This window comes from Azospira sp. MPR-LB4, from assembly GCF_058809525.1.
In genome coordinates, this window is the sequence record NZ_CM179521.1 from 2,854,447 (window position 1) to 2,870,510 (window position 16,064).

Below are 16,064 nucleotides of genomic sequence, written 5' to 3' on the forward strand. Positions count from 1 at the left end.
GAGAGGAGGGCCTGATGGTCCGCTACGGCCGGCGCCCCCTCTCTTCCTCCCGGGGCTTTACCCTGCCCGAACTCGTTGTGGTCATGATCGTGCTCGGTATCCTGGCGGCCTATGCGGCGCCCAGGTTCGCCGGGCGTCATGGCTTTGAAGGGCGGGGGTTTTCCGACCAGTTGCAGGTGTTGTTGCAGGATGCCCGCCGCACCGCCGTCGCCCAGCGTCGGCAGGTGTGTGTGGTTGTGGCGGGGGCAACGGTCAGTGTTAGCAAGTCAGCCTTCTCCGGCGATGCCTGCAATACTTCCCTGGCCCATCCCAATGCCTCGGGCGATTACATTCTGGCGATTCCCGATGGTGTGGCGCTGGCGCCGATGCAATTGAATTTCGATCCTCTGGGGCGTCTGTCGCCAACAACCAGCGTGACCGTTAACGTCAGTGGGCAGGAGGGTGGTTTCACGCTGACGGTGGAAGGCGAAAGCGGCTATGTCCATCGTTGAGCTCCCGATTCCTTCTGGTTGTACCGTGAGCCGCCGCCTGGGCGGCTTTACGCTTATTGAAACCATCGTTTTCCTGCTGGTGGTCGGCATCGGCGTGGCCGGATTGCTGTCGGCCATGAGCACAGCCATCCGTTTCAGCGCGGACCCCCTGCCACAAAAGCAGGCCCTGGCCCTGGCCGAATCCCTGATGGAAGAAATCACCTCCGCCGGATTCACCTTTTGCCAACCCCAGGATCCCAATTTTCTTTCGGCCACCAACACGGCCCAGTGCACTCCCGCACTGATCGAGAGTGTGGGGCCGGATACTTTCTCCGGAGTGACCGAGGCGCGTCCGTTCGACAACGTCAATGATTATGTTGATGCCTTTGGTACGCCGAAGAACATTGCCGCAACCGATCTTTCTTCCGGTATTGCCGCACCCGCAGGCTATCAGGCCTCGGTGACCATTTCTGAACTCGGTATCGCCGGCATCTCGGCGACGGAGTCTCTGCTGGTCAATGTCACGGTGACGGGGCCCAACAACACGCGGATCAGCCTCGATGGTTTCCGTACCCGTCATGCGCCGCGGGTGTCGCCATGAGTCAGGCGCGTCATCGTCAGCGGGGCTTCACCCTGATCGAAGCCATTGTCGCCATGGTACTGCTGGGGATTGCCGGCTCGCTGGTGGGCATGTTCATCCGGATTCCCATCGAAGGCTATTTCGATACGGAGCGCCGGGCCCGTCTGACGGACACTGCGGACACCGCCCTGCGCCGCATGGCGCGGGATTTGCGCCTGGCTCTGCCCAACAGCATCCGCATAACTGCCGTCGGCAACGTGCGTTACCTGGAGTTTCTGCAGACCCGAGTTGGTGGGCGCTACCGTACTGATCCGACGGCAGCCGGTGGTGGCAATCCGTTGGAATTTGGCATAGCGGACACCAACGGCTTCGACGTACTGGGTACTCCACCGGTTTTTCAGGCGGGGGACCATGTCGCCATTGCCAATCTGGGGACGGATTCGGGGGCGGATGCCTATACCGGCAACAACATGGTGCCCATCACGGGCATTACCCCTGCCGGTGTGGTTCAGTTTGCAGCCTTCCGTTTTCCGGTTCCTTCTCCCGGCGCCCGCTTCTTCATCGTGAACCAGCGCGTGACCTATGAATGTAATCCGGATGCCGGGTTGCTGCGCCGTTATTCGGGCTACGCCCTGGTGGGGGCGGTCCAGCCCACCCCTCCCGGCGTGGCGCCGGTACTGCTTGCCGATCGGGTAGCCAATCGCGCCAATGCCTGCACCATGACTTACGATGCCAATGTGGCCAATACCCGTATGGGCGTCGTTTCCATGTCCCTGACGCTGGAGGAAGCCGGCGAGTCAGTGACCCTGTTGCATCAGGTGCATGTGAGCAACGTGCCATGAAGCCCGTTCTGCCTGGTCGTCAGCGGCAACGCGGGGTGTCGATCATCACCGCGGTGTTTCTGCTGATTCTCTTTGCCGCCCTGGCAACCTACATGCTGTGGCTGACCTCGGCCCAGAACCGGGGCAGCGCCCAGGATGTGCAAGGGGCGCGGGCATACCAGGCGGCCCGGGCCGGCGCTGAGTGGGGGCTGTTTCAGCTGTTGCGGGCTGGGCAGTGCAGTGCCGGGACCGACATTGCTTTTGCCGGGACGGAGCTTGTCGGGTTTGTGGCCAGTGTGGACTGCACACGTGTAGCCAGTTCTGACGAAAGCGGTTCCGCCGTTAGGGTCTATGAGATCACGTCAACGGCTTGTAACGTTCCCGACTCTGGTTCTTGCGAAGATGTTGAAGCCGTCGGGAACGACTATGTGGAGCGGCAGGTTCGCGTGACAACCGGCTGCGTCGTTGATGGAGTGACACCGGCATGCCCATGATCAACCATTGCACGCGGGGTTCCTGCGTGAAAAACCTAATCATTAAATCACTGTTCTTGCTGGTGATGATGATGGCCGGCTCCAGTGTTTTTGCTGTGACCCTGACTGCCAGCCCCACGGCCTGCGAGAACCTGGCTGGCATCGGCACCCAGGTTTGGTCAAATCCCGGGCGGGCGGTGAGTTCCAACACCTCCTACGCGACGGTTTCCCTGGACGGGACTATCTCCCAGTACCTTTATTGTCATGACTTCGGCTTTGCCGTTCCGGCGGGGGCCACGATCAACGGCATCACCGTCAATGTCGAACGACGCTCATCGTTGACTGGTAATGGTGGCAGCAGGGACTCATCCGTAAGCCTGGTTTCGGGTGGTGTCGTGGTGGGTTCTAATTTGGCAACGGCGACGGCATATACCACTTCAGATGTGGTGGAAAGTCATGGTGGAGCCACGAACCTTTGGGGAGCCGCTTGGACTCCGGCGACCGTGAATGCGGGTGCTTTTGGTGTCGCATTTGCCGCCACCAAAGCGAGTAGTTCGGGCGCGGCACACATCGTTTACGTGGACCACATCCAGATACTTGTTGATTACACACCGGCTCCTCGGGCCTGTGTGTCTGCCGCCTCCGGCAACTGGAGTGCCGCAGCTACCTGGAACTGCGGCTCTGGTCCGGGAGACGGGCCTCCCATCAGTATCGACAGCGCCACCATCAACAACCATGCTATTTCCTTCAATACCAGCAGTTCGGTTGCGTCCCTGACCATCAACTCCGGCTCCCTGACCCAGACAGGAACTGGGACGCAGACGTTGACGGTGAGTGGCAATATCACCAATTCCGGCTCCATCCTGGATAATGGCAGTAATGGCAGTTTCGACATTACTGTCGGCGGTAGCGTTTCCAATACGGGGTCAACCTTTACCGTCGACAATCTGACGGTGACGGGGAATGTGACCAGCAGTAGTCCGATGACTGTGCGTACTGCGCTTTCCGTCAGTGGCAATCTCAATAACAGCGGTGCCACCGGCCTGACGGCCGGCACCATGACGGTGAGCGGGACTGCCACTTCCAATGCGCCATTAACGGCTACGACTTTCAACGTCGGTGGCGACCTGACCAGTTCAAATGCGCTGACCGTCGCCAATCTGATTTTCCAGAAAGCGGGTACCCAGGCCGCCACGTTCTACAACAGCCAGAATGTGGTGACCAACTTTACCGTCAATAGCGGCAGCACGGTTTCTTCATCCAACTACTCGACGTTGAACATCAAGGGGGCGCTGACCAATAACGGCAGTATCGCCCTGCCCAATACCAGCTGGATCTTCAATGGCACCTCGGCCCAGACCATTGGCGGCAGCTCGGATTCCAGCCTGGGCAACATGACCATGAACAACAGCGCCGGTGTGACCTTGAGCCGCAATGTCACGGTGCCCGGCACGTTGACCCTGACTTCGGGAAACATCACTGCCGGCAGCTATGTGCTGGCAGTTACCGGAACCTATTGCCCGGCCAGCATCAGCGGCGGCAGCGCCGCCAGCTACGTCATCGGCAATCTTCGCCTGAGCTTCCCGCCCTATAACGCCACCTGCACCTATCCCATTGGCGATACCAGCGCTTATGCCCCCATGACCATTGCCTTCCCCTGGTTTGCCGGCATCAGCGGGGGCACCCTGACCGGGAGCACGACCAAGGGGCAGCATCCCCAGATCAACACCTCCGGTATCAATCCCCTGATGGATGTGAATCGCTACTGGACTCTTGGCGTTACCGGAGACACCCTTACCTCCCTACCCAGCGGCGGGTCCTACAATGCAACTTTCCAGTTTGTTGCTGCCGATATTCTGGGTGGGGCCCAGGTGTCCACTTTCGCCGGAAGCAGGTACACCAGCGGTGCGTGGACATCTCCGGTGCTGGCCTTGAGTTCCTATACGGCGAACAGCGTCAACCTGTCCGGGCTTACGCTGTTCGGCAGTTTCGTGACCGGCCAGCCCGGCTCTCCCAATCCGGGGCAGTGCTCTGTTCCCCCGTTTGTCCCGTCCGGCGTCACCTGCTATTGCGACAGTTTCACCGGTTCCAATCTGACCTCCGGTATCTTCAATTCAAAGTGGACGGTCAGTACGCTGGGGCCGCGCAGTTATACGCCGTCATTTGTCAGTGGCCGTTTGCGTCTGACGGACAACAATACCAACGAGGCTACCTCCGCAACCCTGGGGGCCATTTTCCCTGCGGCCGGTAACTACATATCCGTGGAATTCCGGCAGTTTGCCTATAACGGTAGCGGTGCGGATGGTCTGGCCGTCACTCTGTCCGATTACAGTGTGGCGCCGAATCCGGGAGCGTTTGGTGGTTCTCTGGGGTATGCACAGAAGTCTGGGATCGTTGGCTTTGCCGGGGGGTGGATCGGCGTCGGCTTCGACGAGTTTGGCAACTACACCAATCCCACTGAGGGGCGTATAGATGGACCGGGCTACTTCAGCCAAGTGGTTGCCGTGCGCGGTTCATACGCTGCGACTACGCCGGCCAATCTCTACAGCCTGGGCTACCCCTATCTGGCCCGCTCTGCAGTGCAGAGCGGAAGCAATACCATTGACAACCGCACATCCTCGGTGGCGTCCCGCGGGTACTACTATCAAGTGGTCATTGACGCCAGAAACTACACGACAGCCAACAAGACGGCCCAGATTCAGGTGAATCGGGATACCAGTTGCAGTACCGATTTTTGTCCGACCACTGGTTATGTAAATCTTCTGGCCCCCTTTGATGCCTATGCCCCAGGTTTTACCCCGACCACTGCCCAGGTCCCGGTGCCGGACAACTGGCAGATATCCTTTACCGGCTCCACCGGGTCCTCAACCAATATCCATGAAATATCCGGTCTGCGGGTCTGCGCTCAAAGCATCATCCCGCCCAATGGCACTACGGCAAGCGGATTTAATGCCATCGATAGCGCCATGGCCCGAACGGATATCAATGTGCAGCAGGCCGGCGCCCACATCTATACCAAGCTTGTCGGTGTTGATTTCGCATTGAATATCGCCGTCTTGAATAGTGCTGGGACCGGTATCGACTCCAACTACGCGCTGACCTCCAACAAGACTGTCACCGTGGAGTTGATCGACAACAGTACGACGGCCAACCAGGCGGCAACTTGTTCGGCCAAGTCCAGTTTTGCCTCGACGACGATGTCGTTTACTTCGACCGACAAGGGCTTCAAGTTGTCGCCGACTTTCAAGATCAATTCGGCTTACAGCAACGTCCTGGTCCGGATGAAGGACAGCACGACCACTGCCTGCTCCTCCGATACCTTTGCCATCCGCCCCCTTTCGCTGACCAACGTTACAGCCAAGGTTGGCAGCACGGATCTGGTGGCTTCAAGCAATGGGGCCGGTGCAGCCATGACCGTGAAGGCCGGCTCAGATTTTTCCCTTTCGGCGACGGCCAGTCCGAGTAGCAATTACAGCGGAACCCCCAGTATCGTCACCGCCAATGTCATCGATGTGGCCAGTAGTGGTGCCATTTCCCCTGCACCCCTGTCGTGCGCGTTTTCAGCGGCAGACACTTCTTCGGGAACTGTCAGTGGTACCTGTCAGTATCGGGAAGTTGGCTATTTCTCCTTGCCGGTGGATGCGCTAATCGATAATACCTTCACGACCGTTGACCAAAACGGGCGGGATGACTGCATCGTCAATAGCACCTCCAATACGCTGAGTAACGGCAAGTACGGCTGCAACATCGGGACGCCGTCCGCCACCAGTTGGGGGCGTTTCATCCCCGATCATTTCGAGTTGTCGGCCGTTGCTCTTGATAACCGCAGCGAACTGACGACCTGCAGCAACCGGAACCTGGATGGTTTCACCTATATGGGGGAACCCATCGGACTTGGCTTCTCCATAGCGGCCAAGGCTGTTGGCGGTTCTACTACGGAGAACTACGACTTTGGCCGCGGCTATTCCCGCTTGACCATGGGTAATTGGCTGGCGGCAGCCGGCGCCACCCCCCTGGATAGCAACAACTTCAATCTCTGGGCCTTGGATAACCCTGCCACCGGGAGTGCCACGGTCTTTCCCGGGGGGGGCGGAACCCGCCTCGGTTTTACGCCCGGCACAGTCTCTACTGCCTGCAGCGGGTCTCCGACCAATCGGTGGTGTGCCGGGGTTGCAACGATTACCGGCAACCTCGTATTGAATCGCGCGGCAACCGCTGACGGGCCCTACGCGAGCTTCACCATTGGCGCAGTTCCCCGGGACCAGGATGGTGTTTCGCTGGCAGCGACGGCGCTGAATCTGGATGCCGACCAGTCCGGCAGCAATGAGCGGGCCAAGTTGGCGACGACGGCGGTCCGTTTCGGCTTGCTGCAACTGACGACGGCCTATGGATCCGAATTGCTGCCCCTGTCTGTCGGCATGGAAGCCCGGTTCTGGAACGGCCTGGCCTTTGTGCTCAATGCCCAGGACAACTGCACCGCGATTCAGCCAACCAACGTAGCCTCGGCCAGGGTGGCTGGTGAGACCGCAGCAACCCTGGGGGCGCCAACCGTGACGCAGATTGCCGCGGGCAAGGGGCGCTTGCGCTTTGCCTCTCCCGGTTTGCGCTCCACTTTCCGTGTCTGTGTGGATTTGGGTGGCGATGCCAACTGTGCGGCAACTAGCTCTGCTGCCATGAGTTATATGACAGGGCGTTGGGATGGCAGTGCCTTGTTTGACCGGGATCCGTCAGCCAGAGCGGCGTTTGGCCTGAATCGTGGGGCCTACCTGTATTACCGGGAGAACTACTGATGTGGGTAAAAATTCATAGTAATTAGGCCCATATATTGTTATCTTTTAGTGAAATATCAAGACGTCTATGTCCATCTCCCTGTCCGCCCCCTCTATCTCTAGCGCATCCGCCAAACGGTCGGATGGTTGGCTGGCCATAAATTGCCTGAAGGATCGGGTGGATTTGGCCCATGTGCAGCAGGCTCCCGGACAGATGCCCGAGGTCGTTCTGCTTGAGTCCTACGCCACGGGAGGCGATTTGCAGGGGGCCTTGCAGCGTTTGCGCAAGGAAAAGCGCCTGCATTCCCATCGTTGCGTGGTCATGCTCAATTCTGGTGACTTCCAGGTGTTGCAGGTCGAGGCGCCCAGTGTGCCTCTCGACGAGCGGCGGCAAGCCTTGCGTTGGCAGATCAAGGACATGCTGGACTATCCCGTAGAGGCGGCAACCCTGGATGTGCTGGATGTTCCCGGTCAGCAGGGCAGTGGGCGGGCGCAACAGGTGCTGGTGGTAGTTGCAGCCAATGCTGTGCTGTCGCCGCTGGCTGCGGCAGTGGTCGGCGCCGGACTCAAACTGGAAGCCATTGATGTTCCCGATATGGGGCAGCGCAATATCGCCGCCTTGCTGGAAAAGGACAACAGGGCCGTCGCTCTCCTGACTTTCGACGACGATGGCGGCCTGCTGACGGTCAGTGCTCAGGGCGAGTTGTATGTCAGCCGCCGCATCGATGTCAGTCGCCAGGCGTTGGAAGGGGCTGCGGACGAACGTCGTGAGCAGCTATTCGACCGCATCGTGCTTGAGGTCCAGCGGACCCTGGACACGTTTGATCGCCAGTATAGTTTCGTCCCCATGGGGCAGCTTTGGTTGGCCCAGGTGCCCGGTGGTGATGGGCTGAAGGCCACCCTGGCCCCCAATGTTTATGTGCCGGTCGAAACCCTGGACTTGCAGAACGTTCTGCATTTCCCGGGTATTCCCGAGTTGCGCCATCCCGAGCGTCAGGCCCAGTGCCTGAAGTTGCTCGGTTGTGCGATGCGTTAAGGGGGTGGTGTGAGTCAGCAAATCAATTTGTTCCATCCTTCCCTGCTTCCCGAGAAAGAGTGGATTACCGGGCGCAATCTGGCCCTCGCTGTTACCGGTCTTTTGGTATTTTTCCTCGTTGCTGCCGGCGTGACCCATTACCGTCTGGCGTCTTCCACTGAACGGGCCAGGGCTGCTGAGCAATCTGTCTCCCAGTTGAAGGCAAAACTGCAGGAGGCCAGCCAGCAACTGGCGGCCGCCAAGGTCCCGGTGGACAAGGATGCCGAACTATCCCGCCTGCAGCGCGCCGTGACCGAGCGCGAACAGGTGCTGGCCTTGCTGGAGCAGGGTTCGCCCAAGGAGGGCCAGGGTTTTGCCGATTATTTCCGCGGCTTGGCCCGTCAATCCTTGCCTGGTCTGTGGCTTACCGGCTTTTCCCTGGGGGCAGGGGGTAAAGGGCTGGAAATTCGCGGGCGCATGACGGACCAGTCCCTGCTGCCCGAATACATTCGTCGCCTCAACCGGGAGCCGGTTTTTGTCGGACGGGAGTTTGCCGCTCTGGATGTCCGCCTGCCGGATGCGCCCGATGTGCCGCAGGCTGGTGCCGCCAAACCGTCCGAGCCGGCCGCAAGGCCTTCCCAGAATTACGTGAATTTTGTCTTGAAACCTTTGCGCTCTTCCTCTGCCGGGGAGCGGGACGCAACCGAGAGCAAGGGGAGTGGGCAATGAAGGGGCAGTTTTTGGCCTGGCTGGCATGGTTTGATGCTCGCAACAAGCGGGAGAGGACCATCGGAGCGGTGGCTGCTGTTGTTCTGGTGCTGTTTGTTGGCGATGCCTTGCTGCTTTCATCTCCTCTGATTCGGGTCCGGGCTCAGACTGCCCTGGCGGAGCAGCGTGAAAGCGAGGCGGCCAGCCTTTCCCTGCAGCTCAAGGATGTGCAGTCGGAACTGGCGAACAGTGCGGCGAATCGCGCCCAGGTTCTGCAGACCCTGAAGAGCCGGGTTACCAACCTGGATGGACAACTGAAATCGTTTGATGGCACCCTCGTTTCCCCCCAGGCTGCTCCGGCCCTGCTGGAACGCCTGATGGGGCGTCGCAAGAGCCTGCAGATGCTGGGTCTGCGTACCGTGGCGCCGGTGCCGGCCATCGATGGTCCGAGTGCTGCCAGCACTCCCGAGTTGAATCTTTACCGCCACGGTATCGAGATACGCCTGGCCGGCAGCTATGGCGACCTCCTTGGCTATTTGGCCGATCTGGAGTCGGCACCAGAGCGGCTGCTATGGGAGGGGGCGGAACTGAAGGTTGATGTGTATCCCCGTTCCATTCTGACCCTGCGGGTCTATACCCTCAGCCTGGATAAGGCGTGGTTGGTCCTATGACACGAATCAAATGCCTGGTGTTTTGGGGTGGCTGTTTGGCGATGATGCCTGCCATCGCTGACGATAGTGCTCTGCCTGATCCTACCCGGCCACCGGAGGCCTGGGTTCATGTCTCTCCGGAAGGCGGTGCGGCGGTGTCCGGCCCCGTCCTGCAGTCAGTCGTGCTGCGCCGGCAGGGAACTCCGGTGGCAGTCATCAGCGGTGCGATGGTCCCCCTGGGCGGCAAAGTGGGCGATAGCATTCTGGTCAAGATAAAAGAAAATGAAGTGGTCCTGAAAGGGCCTTTGGGGAGCGAGGTTCTACGCATGACTCCCGATGTGAACAAGAAGACGGTAGTTGAAGTTCCCAAGCCCGTCGGGCGCAGGAACCAAAGGGGTAATTTATGAAGCGAGCCTTGATCGGCATTCTGGCCTCCCTGTTTCTCGGCGGTTGCGTTACCTCGGGAGGGAAGCCCGGTGCCACCTATGAGCGTATCCAGAGCGAGATGAAAGGTGCGGTGGATGCCAATCGCTCCGCCAGTGCCGATGCTGTGAATCAGGCATTGCTGCCGCCGCTGCAACTGGATGTGCCCAAGGCGCCGCCGGCTGAGCCTCGCTTTGACCTGGCGGTGACCAATGCTCCTGCGTCCCAGGTCTTCATGGCGCTGGTTTCCGGTACCCGCTACAGCATGCTGGTGCCGCCGGAAGTGGCGGGCTCGATCACGGTCAATCTGAAAAATGTCACCCTGCGGGAGGCGCTGGAAAGCCTGCGGGACCTGTATGGTTACGACTTCCGGGTGCAGGGCAATCGCATCACCGTCATGTCCAATGCGATGCAGACCCGGGTCTTCCAGGTTAATTACTTGGCCGGCCGGCGTCAGGGTTCCAGCGATGTGCGGGTGACTTCCAGTTCCATCAGTGTGGTTTCCCCTGGTGCCAGTTCCTCTGGCAGTTCGACCTCTTCCGCCCAGGCTCAGGCTGCCACTGCCTCCGGCACCACCGGTGCTGGTGCCGGCGCAACTCGTGCTCAGGACAGTAGCCGTGTCTACACCTCGCAGGATGCTGACTTCTGGACGGAACTGAAGACGGCTCTGGGAGCCATCGTCGGGACGGAGGACGGGCGTAGCGTCATTATTAACTCCCACTCCGGCGTCATTCTGGTGCGTGCCATGCCCGGTGAGTTGCGCAATGTGGAGCAGTATCTGCGGGCCACCCAGGCCATTATCGAGCGCCAGGTCATGCTCGAGGCCAAGATCATCGATGTGGCCCTGAGCGATGCCTATCAGTCGGGCATCAACTGGGCGTCCTTCAGTGGCCACACGACCATTGGCGTGGCTGCCAATGGCACATCCCTGTCTCCGTCAGGAGCGCTGACCTCTGACAATGCTTCCATTCGTCCGGGGACCGATGGAAATCTGGGGTCGGTTGGTACCAACGGTTTCTTCGGCCTGGCATTCCGCACCAAGAGCTTCGCCGCGCTGCTGAATTTCCTGGAGACCCAGGGCAATACCCAGGTGCTGTCCAGCCCCCGCATCGCCACCCTGAATAACCAGAAGGCCGTGCTGAAGGTCGGTACCGACGAATACTATGTGACCAACGTCAGTTCCACCACCATTGCTTCCACCACCACCACCACCACCCCGACGGTAACGCTGCAGCCGTTCTTCTCCGGCATTGCCCTGGATGTGACGCCCCAGATCAACGAGAGTGGCCTGATCACCTTGCACATCCACCCCTCCATCAGCGTGGTGACGGAGAAGAACAAGAGTCTGAGCCTGGGTACGGATCTGGCCATGACCCTGCCCCTGGCCACCAGCCGGATCAACGAGTCCGATACCATCGTGCGGGTTCGCGACGGGGAGATCGTGGCCATCGGTGGCTTGATGACCCAGGACCAGTCCGATACCAGTAACGGTCTGCCAGGTATCCATCAGGTCCCGGTTCTCGGCAACCTGTTCGGTCAGAAATCCAAGGCCCTGAACAAGCGGGAGCTGGTGATCCTGCTCAAGCCAACGGTTATCCAGAACGAATCCGACTGGCAGTCCGATCTGCAGAACACCCAGTCCCGCATCGACGATTTCGATCCCCGGAGAACCCTGCCCCAATGACATCTGCCGGAGCCGGGGGGGCGCTGTGTATCTGAAGCATTTCGGATTGGTGGAGTATCCGTTCGGGATTACGCCCGACACCAGTTTTGTCTACGCCACCACCGGCCACCAGGAGGCCTTGAATACCCTTCTGGTGGCGCTTCGCGCGGGAGAAGGATTCGTCAAGATCACCGGGGAGGTCGGCACCGGCAAGACGCTGCTCTGCCGCCGTCTCCTGCAGAATCTGGGCGACAAGTTCGTTACCGCCTATCTGCCCAACCCCAACCTTGAGCCCCGTACCCTCTACCTGGCCCTGGCTGAGGAATTGCGGTTGAAGGTGGCGCCGGATATCGATCAGTACCACCTGCTCAAGTCCCTCAACAAGCGTTTGCTGGATATCGCCCGGGAGGGCAAGTCCACCGTGGTCTGCATCGACGAGGCCCAGGCCATGCCGCTGGAGAGTCTGGAGGCCCTGCGCCTGCTTTCCAATCTGGAAACAGAAAAACGCAAACTGCTGCAGTGGGTCATTCTGGGACAGCCGGAGCTGGACAAAAAACTGGGCATGCCGGAAATCCGGCAACTGCGACAGCGGATCGCCTTCCATTACCGCCTGCCCGGACTGGGGCGTCGCGAGGTGGCGGCCTACGTGGCCCACCGCCTGCGGGTGGCCGGTTATCGGGGCGAAGAGCTGTTTTCCTCCGGCGCCATCAAGGGGTTGCACCGCGCCAGCCGCGGTACGCCCCGCCTGATCAACATCCTAGCCCACAAGGCCCTGCTGGCCGTATTCGGCGAGGGACACTTCCAGGTAAGGGGTAAGCACATCAAGGCTGCCGCCCGGGATACGGAAGGCACCCGCTCGCTCCGTCTCTGGTGGTAGAAAGGTTGCCATGAGCCTGATCAATCAGATGCTGCAGGATCTGGACCAGCGCCAGGCAGGAGAAGTGCAGCGGGCCCTGCCCAACGAGGTACGTTCCCTTCCTCCGAGCCGTCGTTCTTCCATTCTGCCTTGGGTTATCGCCGGCGGCAGTATCGCCCTGACGACGGCAGCCGTTTATTTTTACCTGCCTTTGGCAACGCAAAGTGGGGCTGCGCCTGTAGCCGCGGCCGTGGTGTCTCCCCCTGGAATCCCGACGGATGAGCCCCCGGCTGCCCCAGCCGCGGGGGGCAGCGTGCCGATAGAGGCACCGGTGCCGGTCCCCGCTGCCGCGGAGCCCATGCCCTTGCGGCTGTCGGATGTACTTTCGATGCCCCAGCCGCGGCAATCATCCGTTCCCCAGGAAAACCGGAGTGCCCCGCTGGCGAAGGAGAGCCCTGCGGTTGCACCAGTTCCTGTGACCGTGCCACAAGCCGTCCCTGCCAAAGCTGCGAGCGGGGTTGCTGCCAGTGTTGCGAGCAAAGGTGAAACGCGGGATGGACCTGTTCACATCGAAAAAACGCCCCTGCAGGCCACTCCCCAGGAGCGTGCCGAGTCCGAGTACCGGCGGGGTGCTGCCCTGCTGGCCCAGGGGCAGCTCAAGTCCGGCATGGATGCACTGCGCTCCTGTCTGAAGGTCGATGGCACTCACGCAGCCGCCCGGCAGCTGCTACTGAAGGCATTGCTGGAGCAGCGTTCCTATGATGAGGCCCGGGAGTTGCTGGCCGAGGCGGTACAACTTCAGCCCGGGCGCTATCAGTGGGCCATGACCCTGGCGCGGCTGCAGATCGAAAAGGGGGATGCGGCAGGCGCCTGGCAGAGCCTGCAGGCCTCCATGGGGGCGGGCGCCAACAACGCCGATTACCAGGGGCTGGCCGGCAATGTCCTGCAGCGGCTGGGCAATGGCAAGGATGCCGCCGAGCACTACCGGGCGGCCTTGCGCCTCAGTCCCAATGACGGTCGCTGGTGGATCGGCCTTGGCCTCGCCCTGGAGTCCCAGGGTAACGGGGCAGAAGCCCGTACGGCCTTCCAGACGGCCCGGGCTAGCGGTTCCCTGACACCGGAGATGGCTGCGTTTGTGGAGCAGCGCCTGCGCTGAATCCGGAGGGCTGCCTGGCGGCCGCCTCGGCCTTTTCCAGGGATGCTGCCAGCGCCCTGATTTCCGGATACTTGTCGGCCAGAACCCGCACCTGACGCAGGGCCGCTGGCACCCGGGCAGGATAGGCGAGGATGGCCAGCTGCAGCATCTGTTGGGCCTCATCCTGGCGCCCGGCCAGGGCCAGCAGGGCCGGATACTTGAAGACCAGTCGATCCACCGGCGAGAACAACAGGCTGTCGGCGGTGATTGCCAGTTTTTCCTCCAGATTGTCCGGGCTGATGGGGGCGGCCAGCGCGTAGTAGAGCTGGACGTAGTGGGGGAACAGGGACTCGCCGTAGAGTTTGCTCAAGCGGGTATGCACTTCCGGCCAGGAGGCCTGCTGGGTCGTATCGATATCCCGCCAGTGCATGGTGTCCTCCAGCAGGGAATAGTCCCGATACAGGTTGCCCATGACCCAGATGCCGGCCAGCAGCAGCAGCGCCATTGCCCGGGGGCCGAGCTTGCCCAGGTCGATGGAAATGGGCCTGGGGGCCAGCGCTCCCAGGAGGATGGCCATGGGGCCAAGGAAGAAGGCGTACCACAGGGGGTATTCCAGTTGGCTGTGCAGTCCGACGATGGCGATGGCGGCCAGTCCCCACCAATGCCCATGCCCCCATGCCTGCTTCCGGAATTCGCGCCACAGCGCCACGCCGACGAGCATCAGGGTCAGCAAACTGGCGATGCCGAATTCGGCCAGCAGCTGGGCGAAAAGGTTGTGTGCGTGTTCCGCCGCACCCGGCAGGCTGCCCGGAGGGACGGAGCCGGCCAGGGCGAAGGTCTGCCAGGAGAAACCGCCCAGGCCGACGCCCAGCAGGGGAGCCTGGAGGAAACTGTTCCAGGCGATCAGCCACAAGGCAAAACGGGTGGAAATGCCGCCGGGGTCGCTGTACAGGCGCTCACCGGCCGTGACCATGGCAACGTCGCTCACGTTGCCGAAGTGCTTGGCAAGCTCCACCAGCAATGCGGCGGCGATGACCCACCCGGTACCTCTGCGAATCGAAGCAAAGTCGGACTGCCGATAGCCCACGGCAAAACTCAGGATGGCCGTGGCTGCGATGTACAGATAGACGGAGCGGGAGGCCGTGAAGACGGCGCACAGGGCCAGGGGTATGGAGGCCAGCAGGAACTGCCACAGACGCAGGCGCTGCCGGGCCTGGAGATAGATGGCGGAGAGGACTCCCAGCCAAAGATAGTCGGCGAACTGGTTGCGTTGCCCCAGGTTGGCAAAGACCTGGCCATTGCGGGTGGGGAAAATGAATTCCAGGCCCAGCCAGTCGGGACGATACAACTGCAGGCCGACGATGAGGAGGCTCATCAAGCCGCCGCAGAGAAAGCCGAAGGATAGCGTCTGCGCCAAGCGTTCCAGGCCGGCTTCCCTGACCAGCACCCGGCCCAGCAGCAGCATGAGGCAGGCCCAGATGAGGTAGAGGCAAAAGAGCAGGCCCTGGTGCAGAAAATGGACCTTGCCGGCAACCAGCTGAAACAGGAACAGGGCAATGAGGGCAAAGGGAATCAGGGCGCCCAGGGGCAGGCGCAGATCCTGGCGTGCCGGCTCCCGCAGGAACAGGCTGCTGGCCAACAGGCCAAGCAGGCCGGCCCACCACTCCGCATAAAAGGAGGGTATGGGGTTGTAGTGGTGCGGATTGAGGAAGGGCAGGCAGGCCATGGCCCCGACCAGGAACAGGCTGCACTGCAGATGGCGCTGATAGGAAAAGGACATCGGGGCGGTGGCGAAAAAAGGCTAATGATGACAGGTGCGGGCAATGACGCCTACATCCACCTGTCGTGCGCCATGCAGTTTCAGGGTTCTGGCACATTCCGAGAGGGTGGCGCCGGTGGTGAGGACGTCGTCAAGCAAGAGCAGCCGTTGGCCGTCGAGGGCGGTGGTGCAATGAAAGGCGCCGCGGACGTTGGCGTGGCGCTTGTCGATGGGCAGTTCTGCCTGGGCCGTTGTCGCTCGCGTCCGTTGGCAGACCTGGGACAGGATCGGCAGGTTCAGCAGCCGGCCCAGGTGCTTGCCTAGTTCCAGACTCTGGTTGAAGCCCCGCTCGCCCATCCGCTCCCCATGCAGGGGCAGGGGCACGATGGCGTCCCACTGGTCGGCCAGGGGTGCCAGCTGTCGCGCCAGCCCTTCGGCGAAGAGCGGTGCCAGTCCCAGCTGGCCCTGATATTTGAAGGCCTGGATCAGCCGGTCCACGGGATGCTCGTAACGCCATGAGGCCCAGGCGCGGTCGAAGTGGGGAGGCTGCTTCTGGCAGTGGCCACAGGTCAGGCCGCCGGTGCCGGGTTCGGCGCAGCGGGGACAGGCATTGGCGCCGAGCAGCGGCAGGTCGTCACGGCAGGCGGCGCACAGCATGCCTTCCTCACAGCGGTCGTGGCACAGCAGGCAACTGGCCGGAAGCACTGAATTCAAAGCGAATTTCCAGGCCCGCCCGAGGACT

General features: G+C 61.2%; 14 protein-coding genes. 12 read left to right on the plus strand and 2 right to left on the minus strand.

The window, feature by feature from the left end; translation table 11 throughout:
- Nucleotides 1-14: 14 nt before the first annotated feature.
- The 12 genes from AC3QLZ_RS13400 to AC3QLZ_RS13455 all read left to right on the plus strand — a co-directional run bounded on the left by AC3QLZ_RS13400 (nucleotide 15) and on the right by AC3QLZ_RS13455 (nucleotide 13,584).
- A complete protein-coding gene (locus AC3QLZ_RS13400) occupies nucleotides 15-491 on the plus strand; it encodes a prepilin-type N-terminal cleavage/methylation domain-containing protein (protein ID WP_014236384.1) in 477 nt (158 codons plus the stop codon).
- Nucleotides 478-1,071 (plus strand): type IV pilus modification PilV family protein, encoded by a 594-nt coding sequence (locus AC3QLZ_RS13405; RefSeq protein ID WP_014236385.1) that lies wholly within the window; start codon nucleotides 478-480, stop codon nucleotides 1,069-1,071. The genes AC3QLZ_RS13400 and AC3QLZ_RS13405 overlap by 14 nt, the downstream gene beginning before the upstream one ends.
- Nucleotides 1,068-1,892 carry a type II secretion system protein gene (locus tag AC3QLZ_RS13410; RefSeq protein WP_014236386.1) on the plus strand — a complete coding sequence of 275 codons (825 nt, stop codon included), beginning with the start codon at nucleotides 1,068-1,070 and terminating at the stop codon, nucleotides 1,890-1,892. Before AC3QLZ_RS13405 ends, AC3QLZ_RS13410 begins: the two co-directional genes overlap by 4 nt.
- Nucleotides 1,889-2,365 (plus strand): hypothetical protein, encoded by a 477-nt coding sequence (locus tag AC3QLZ_RS13415; protein WP_014236387.1) that lies wholly within the window; start codon nucleotides 1,889-1,891, stop codon nucleotides 2,363-2,365. Before AC3QLZ_RS13410 ends, AC3QLZ_RS13415 begins: the two co-directional genes overlap by 4 nt.
- Entirely contained in the window at nucleotides 2,356-7,134 is a 4,779-nt protein-coding gene (locus AC3QLZ_RS13420) for a DUF6701 domain-containing protein (RefSeq protein ID WP_014236388.1), read from the plus strand. The genes AC3QLZ_RS13415 and AC3QLZ_RS13420 overlap by 10 nt, the downstream gene beginning before the upstream one ends.
- Before the next feature lie 67 nt (nucleotides 7,135-7,201).
- A complete protein-coding gene (locus tag AC3QLZ_RS13425; RefSeq protein WP_014236389.1) occupies nucleotides 7,202-8,149 on the plus strand; it encodes a type IV pilus biogenesis protein PilM in 948 nt (315 codons plus the stop codon).
- A gap of 9 nt (nucleotides 8,150-8,158) precedes the next feature.
- Nucleotides 8,159-8,857: a hypothetical protein gene (locus AC3QLZ_RS13430; protein WP_014236390.1), complete on the plus strand. Its 699-nt coding sequence runs from the start codon at nucleotides 8,159-8,161 to the stop codon at nucleotides 8,855-8,857.
- On the plus strand, nucleotides 8,854-9,507 hold the full coding sequence (locus AC3QLZ_RS13435) for a hypothetical protein (RefSeq protein WP_014236391.1): 654 nt from the start codon (nucleotides 8,854-8,856) through the stop codon (nucleotides 9,505-9,507). The genes AC3QLZ_RS13430 and AC3QLZ_RS13435 overlap by 4 nt, the downstream gene beginning before the upstream one ends.
- Nucleotides 9,504-9,893, plus strand: coding sequence for a hypothetical protein (locus tag AC3QLZ_RS13440; RefSeq protein WP_050804269.1), 390 nt, complete (start codon nucleotides 9,504-9,506; stop codon nucleotides 9,891-9,893). Before AC3QLZ_RS13435 ends, AC3QLZ_RS13440 begins: the two co-directional genes overlap by 4 nt.
- Before the next feature lie 8 nt (nucleotides 9,894-9,901).
- Complete coding sequence (gene mshL / locus AC3QLZ_RS13445; protein ID WP_235832443.1) at nucleotides 9,902-11,593, plus strand: pilus (MSHA type) biogenesis protein MshL; 1,692 nt, start codon at nucleotides 9,902-9,904, stop codon at nucleotides 11,591-11,593.
- A gap of 49 nt (nucleotides 11,594-11,642) precedes the next feature.
- The gene (locus tag AC3QLZ_RS13450) at nucleotides 11,643-12,449 is read left to right on the plus strand and encodes an ExeA family protein (protein ID WP_235832442.1); all 807 of its coding nucleotides are present in this window, start codon (nucleotides 11,643-11,645) and stop codon (nucleotides 12,447-12,449) included.
- 646 nt (nucleotides 12,450-13,095) lie between these two features.
- A complete protein-coding gene (locus AC3QLZ_RS13455) occupies nucleotides 13,096-13,584 on the plus strand; it encodes a tetratricopeptide repeat protein (protein ID WP_157870591.1) in 489 nt (162 codons plus the stop codon).
- On the opposite strand, the gene AC3QLZ_RS13460 is transcribed toward AC3QLZ_RS13455, so the two are convergent.
- Nucleotides 13,529-15,343, minus strand: a complete 1,815-nt coding sequence (locus AC3QLZ_RS13460; RefSeq protein WP_014236396.1) for a PglL family O-oligosaccharyltransferase — start codon at nucleotides 15,341-15,343, stop codon at nucleotides 13,529-13,531. The two genes, AC3QLZ_RS13455 and AC3QLZ_RS13460, sit on opposite strands and share 56 nt — an antisense overlap.
- Nucleotides 15,344-15,364: 21 nt before the next feature.
- On the minus strand, nucleotides 15,365-16,027 hold the full coding sequence (locus AC3QLZ_RS13465) for a ComFC family protein (protein WP_238526364.1): 663 nt from the start codon (nucleotides 16,025-16,027) through the stop codon (nucleotides 15,365-15,367).
- Nucleotides 16,028-16,064: the final 37 nt, after the last annotated feature.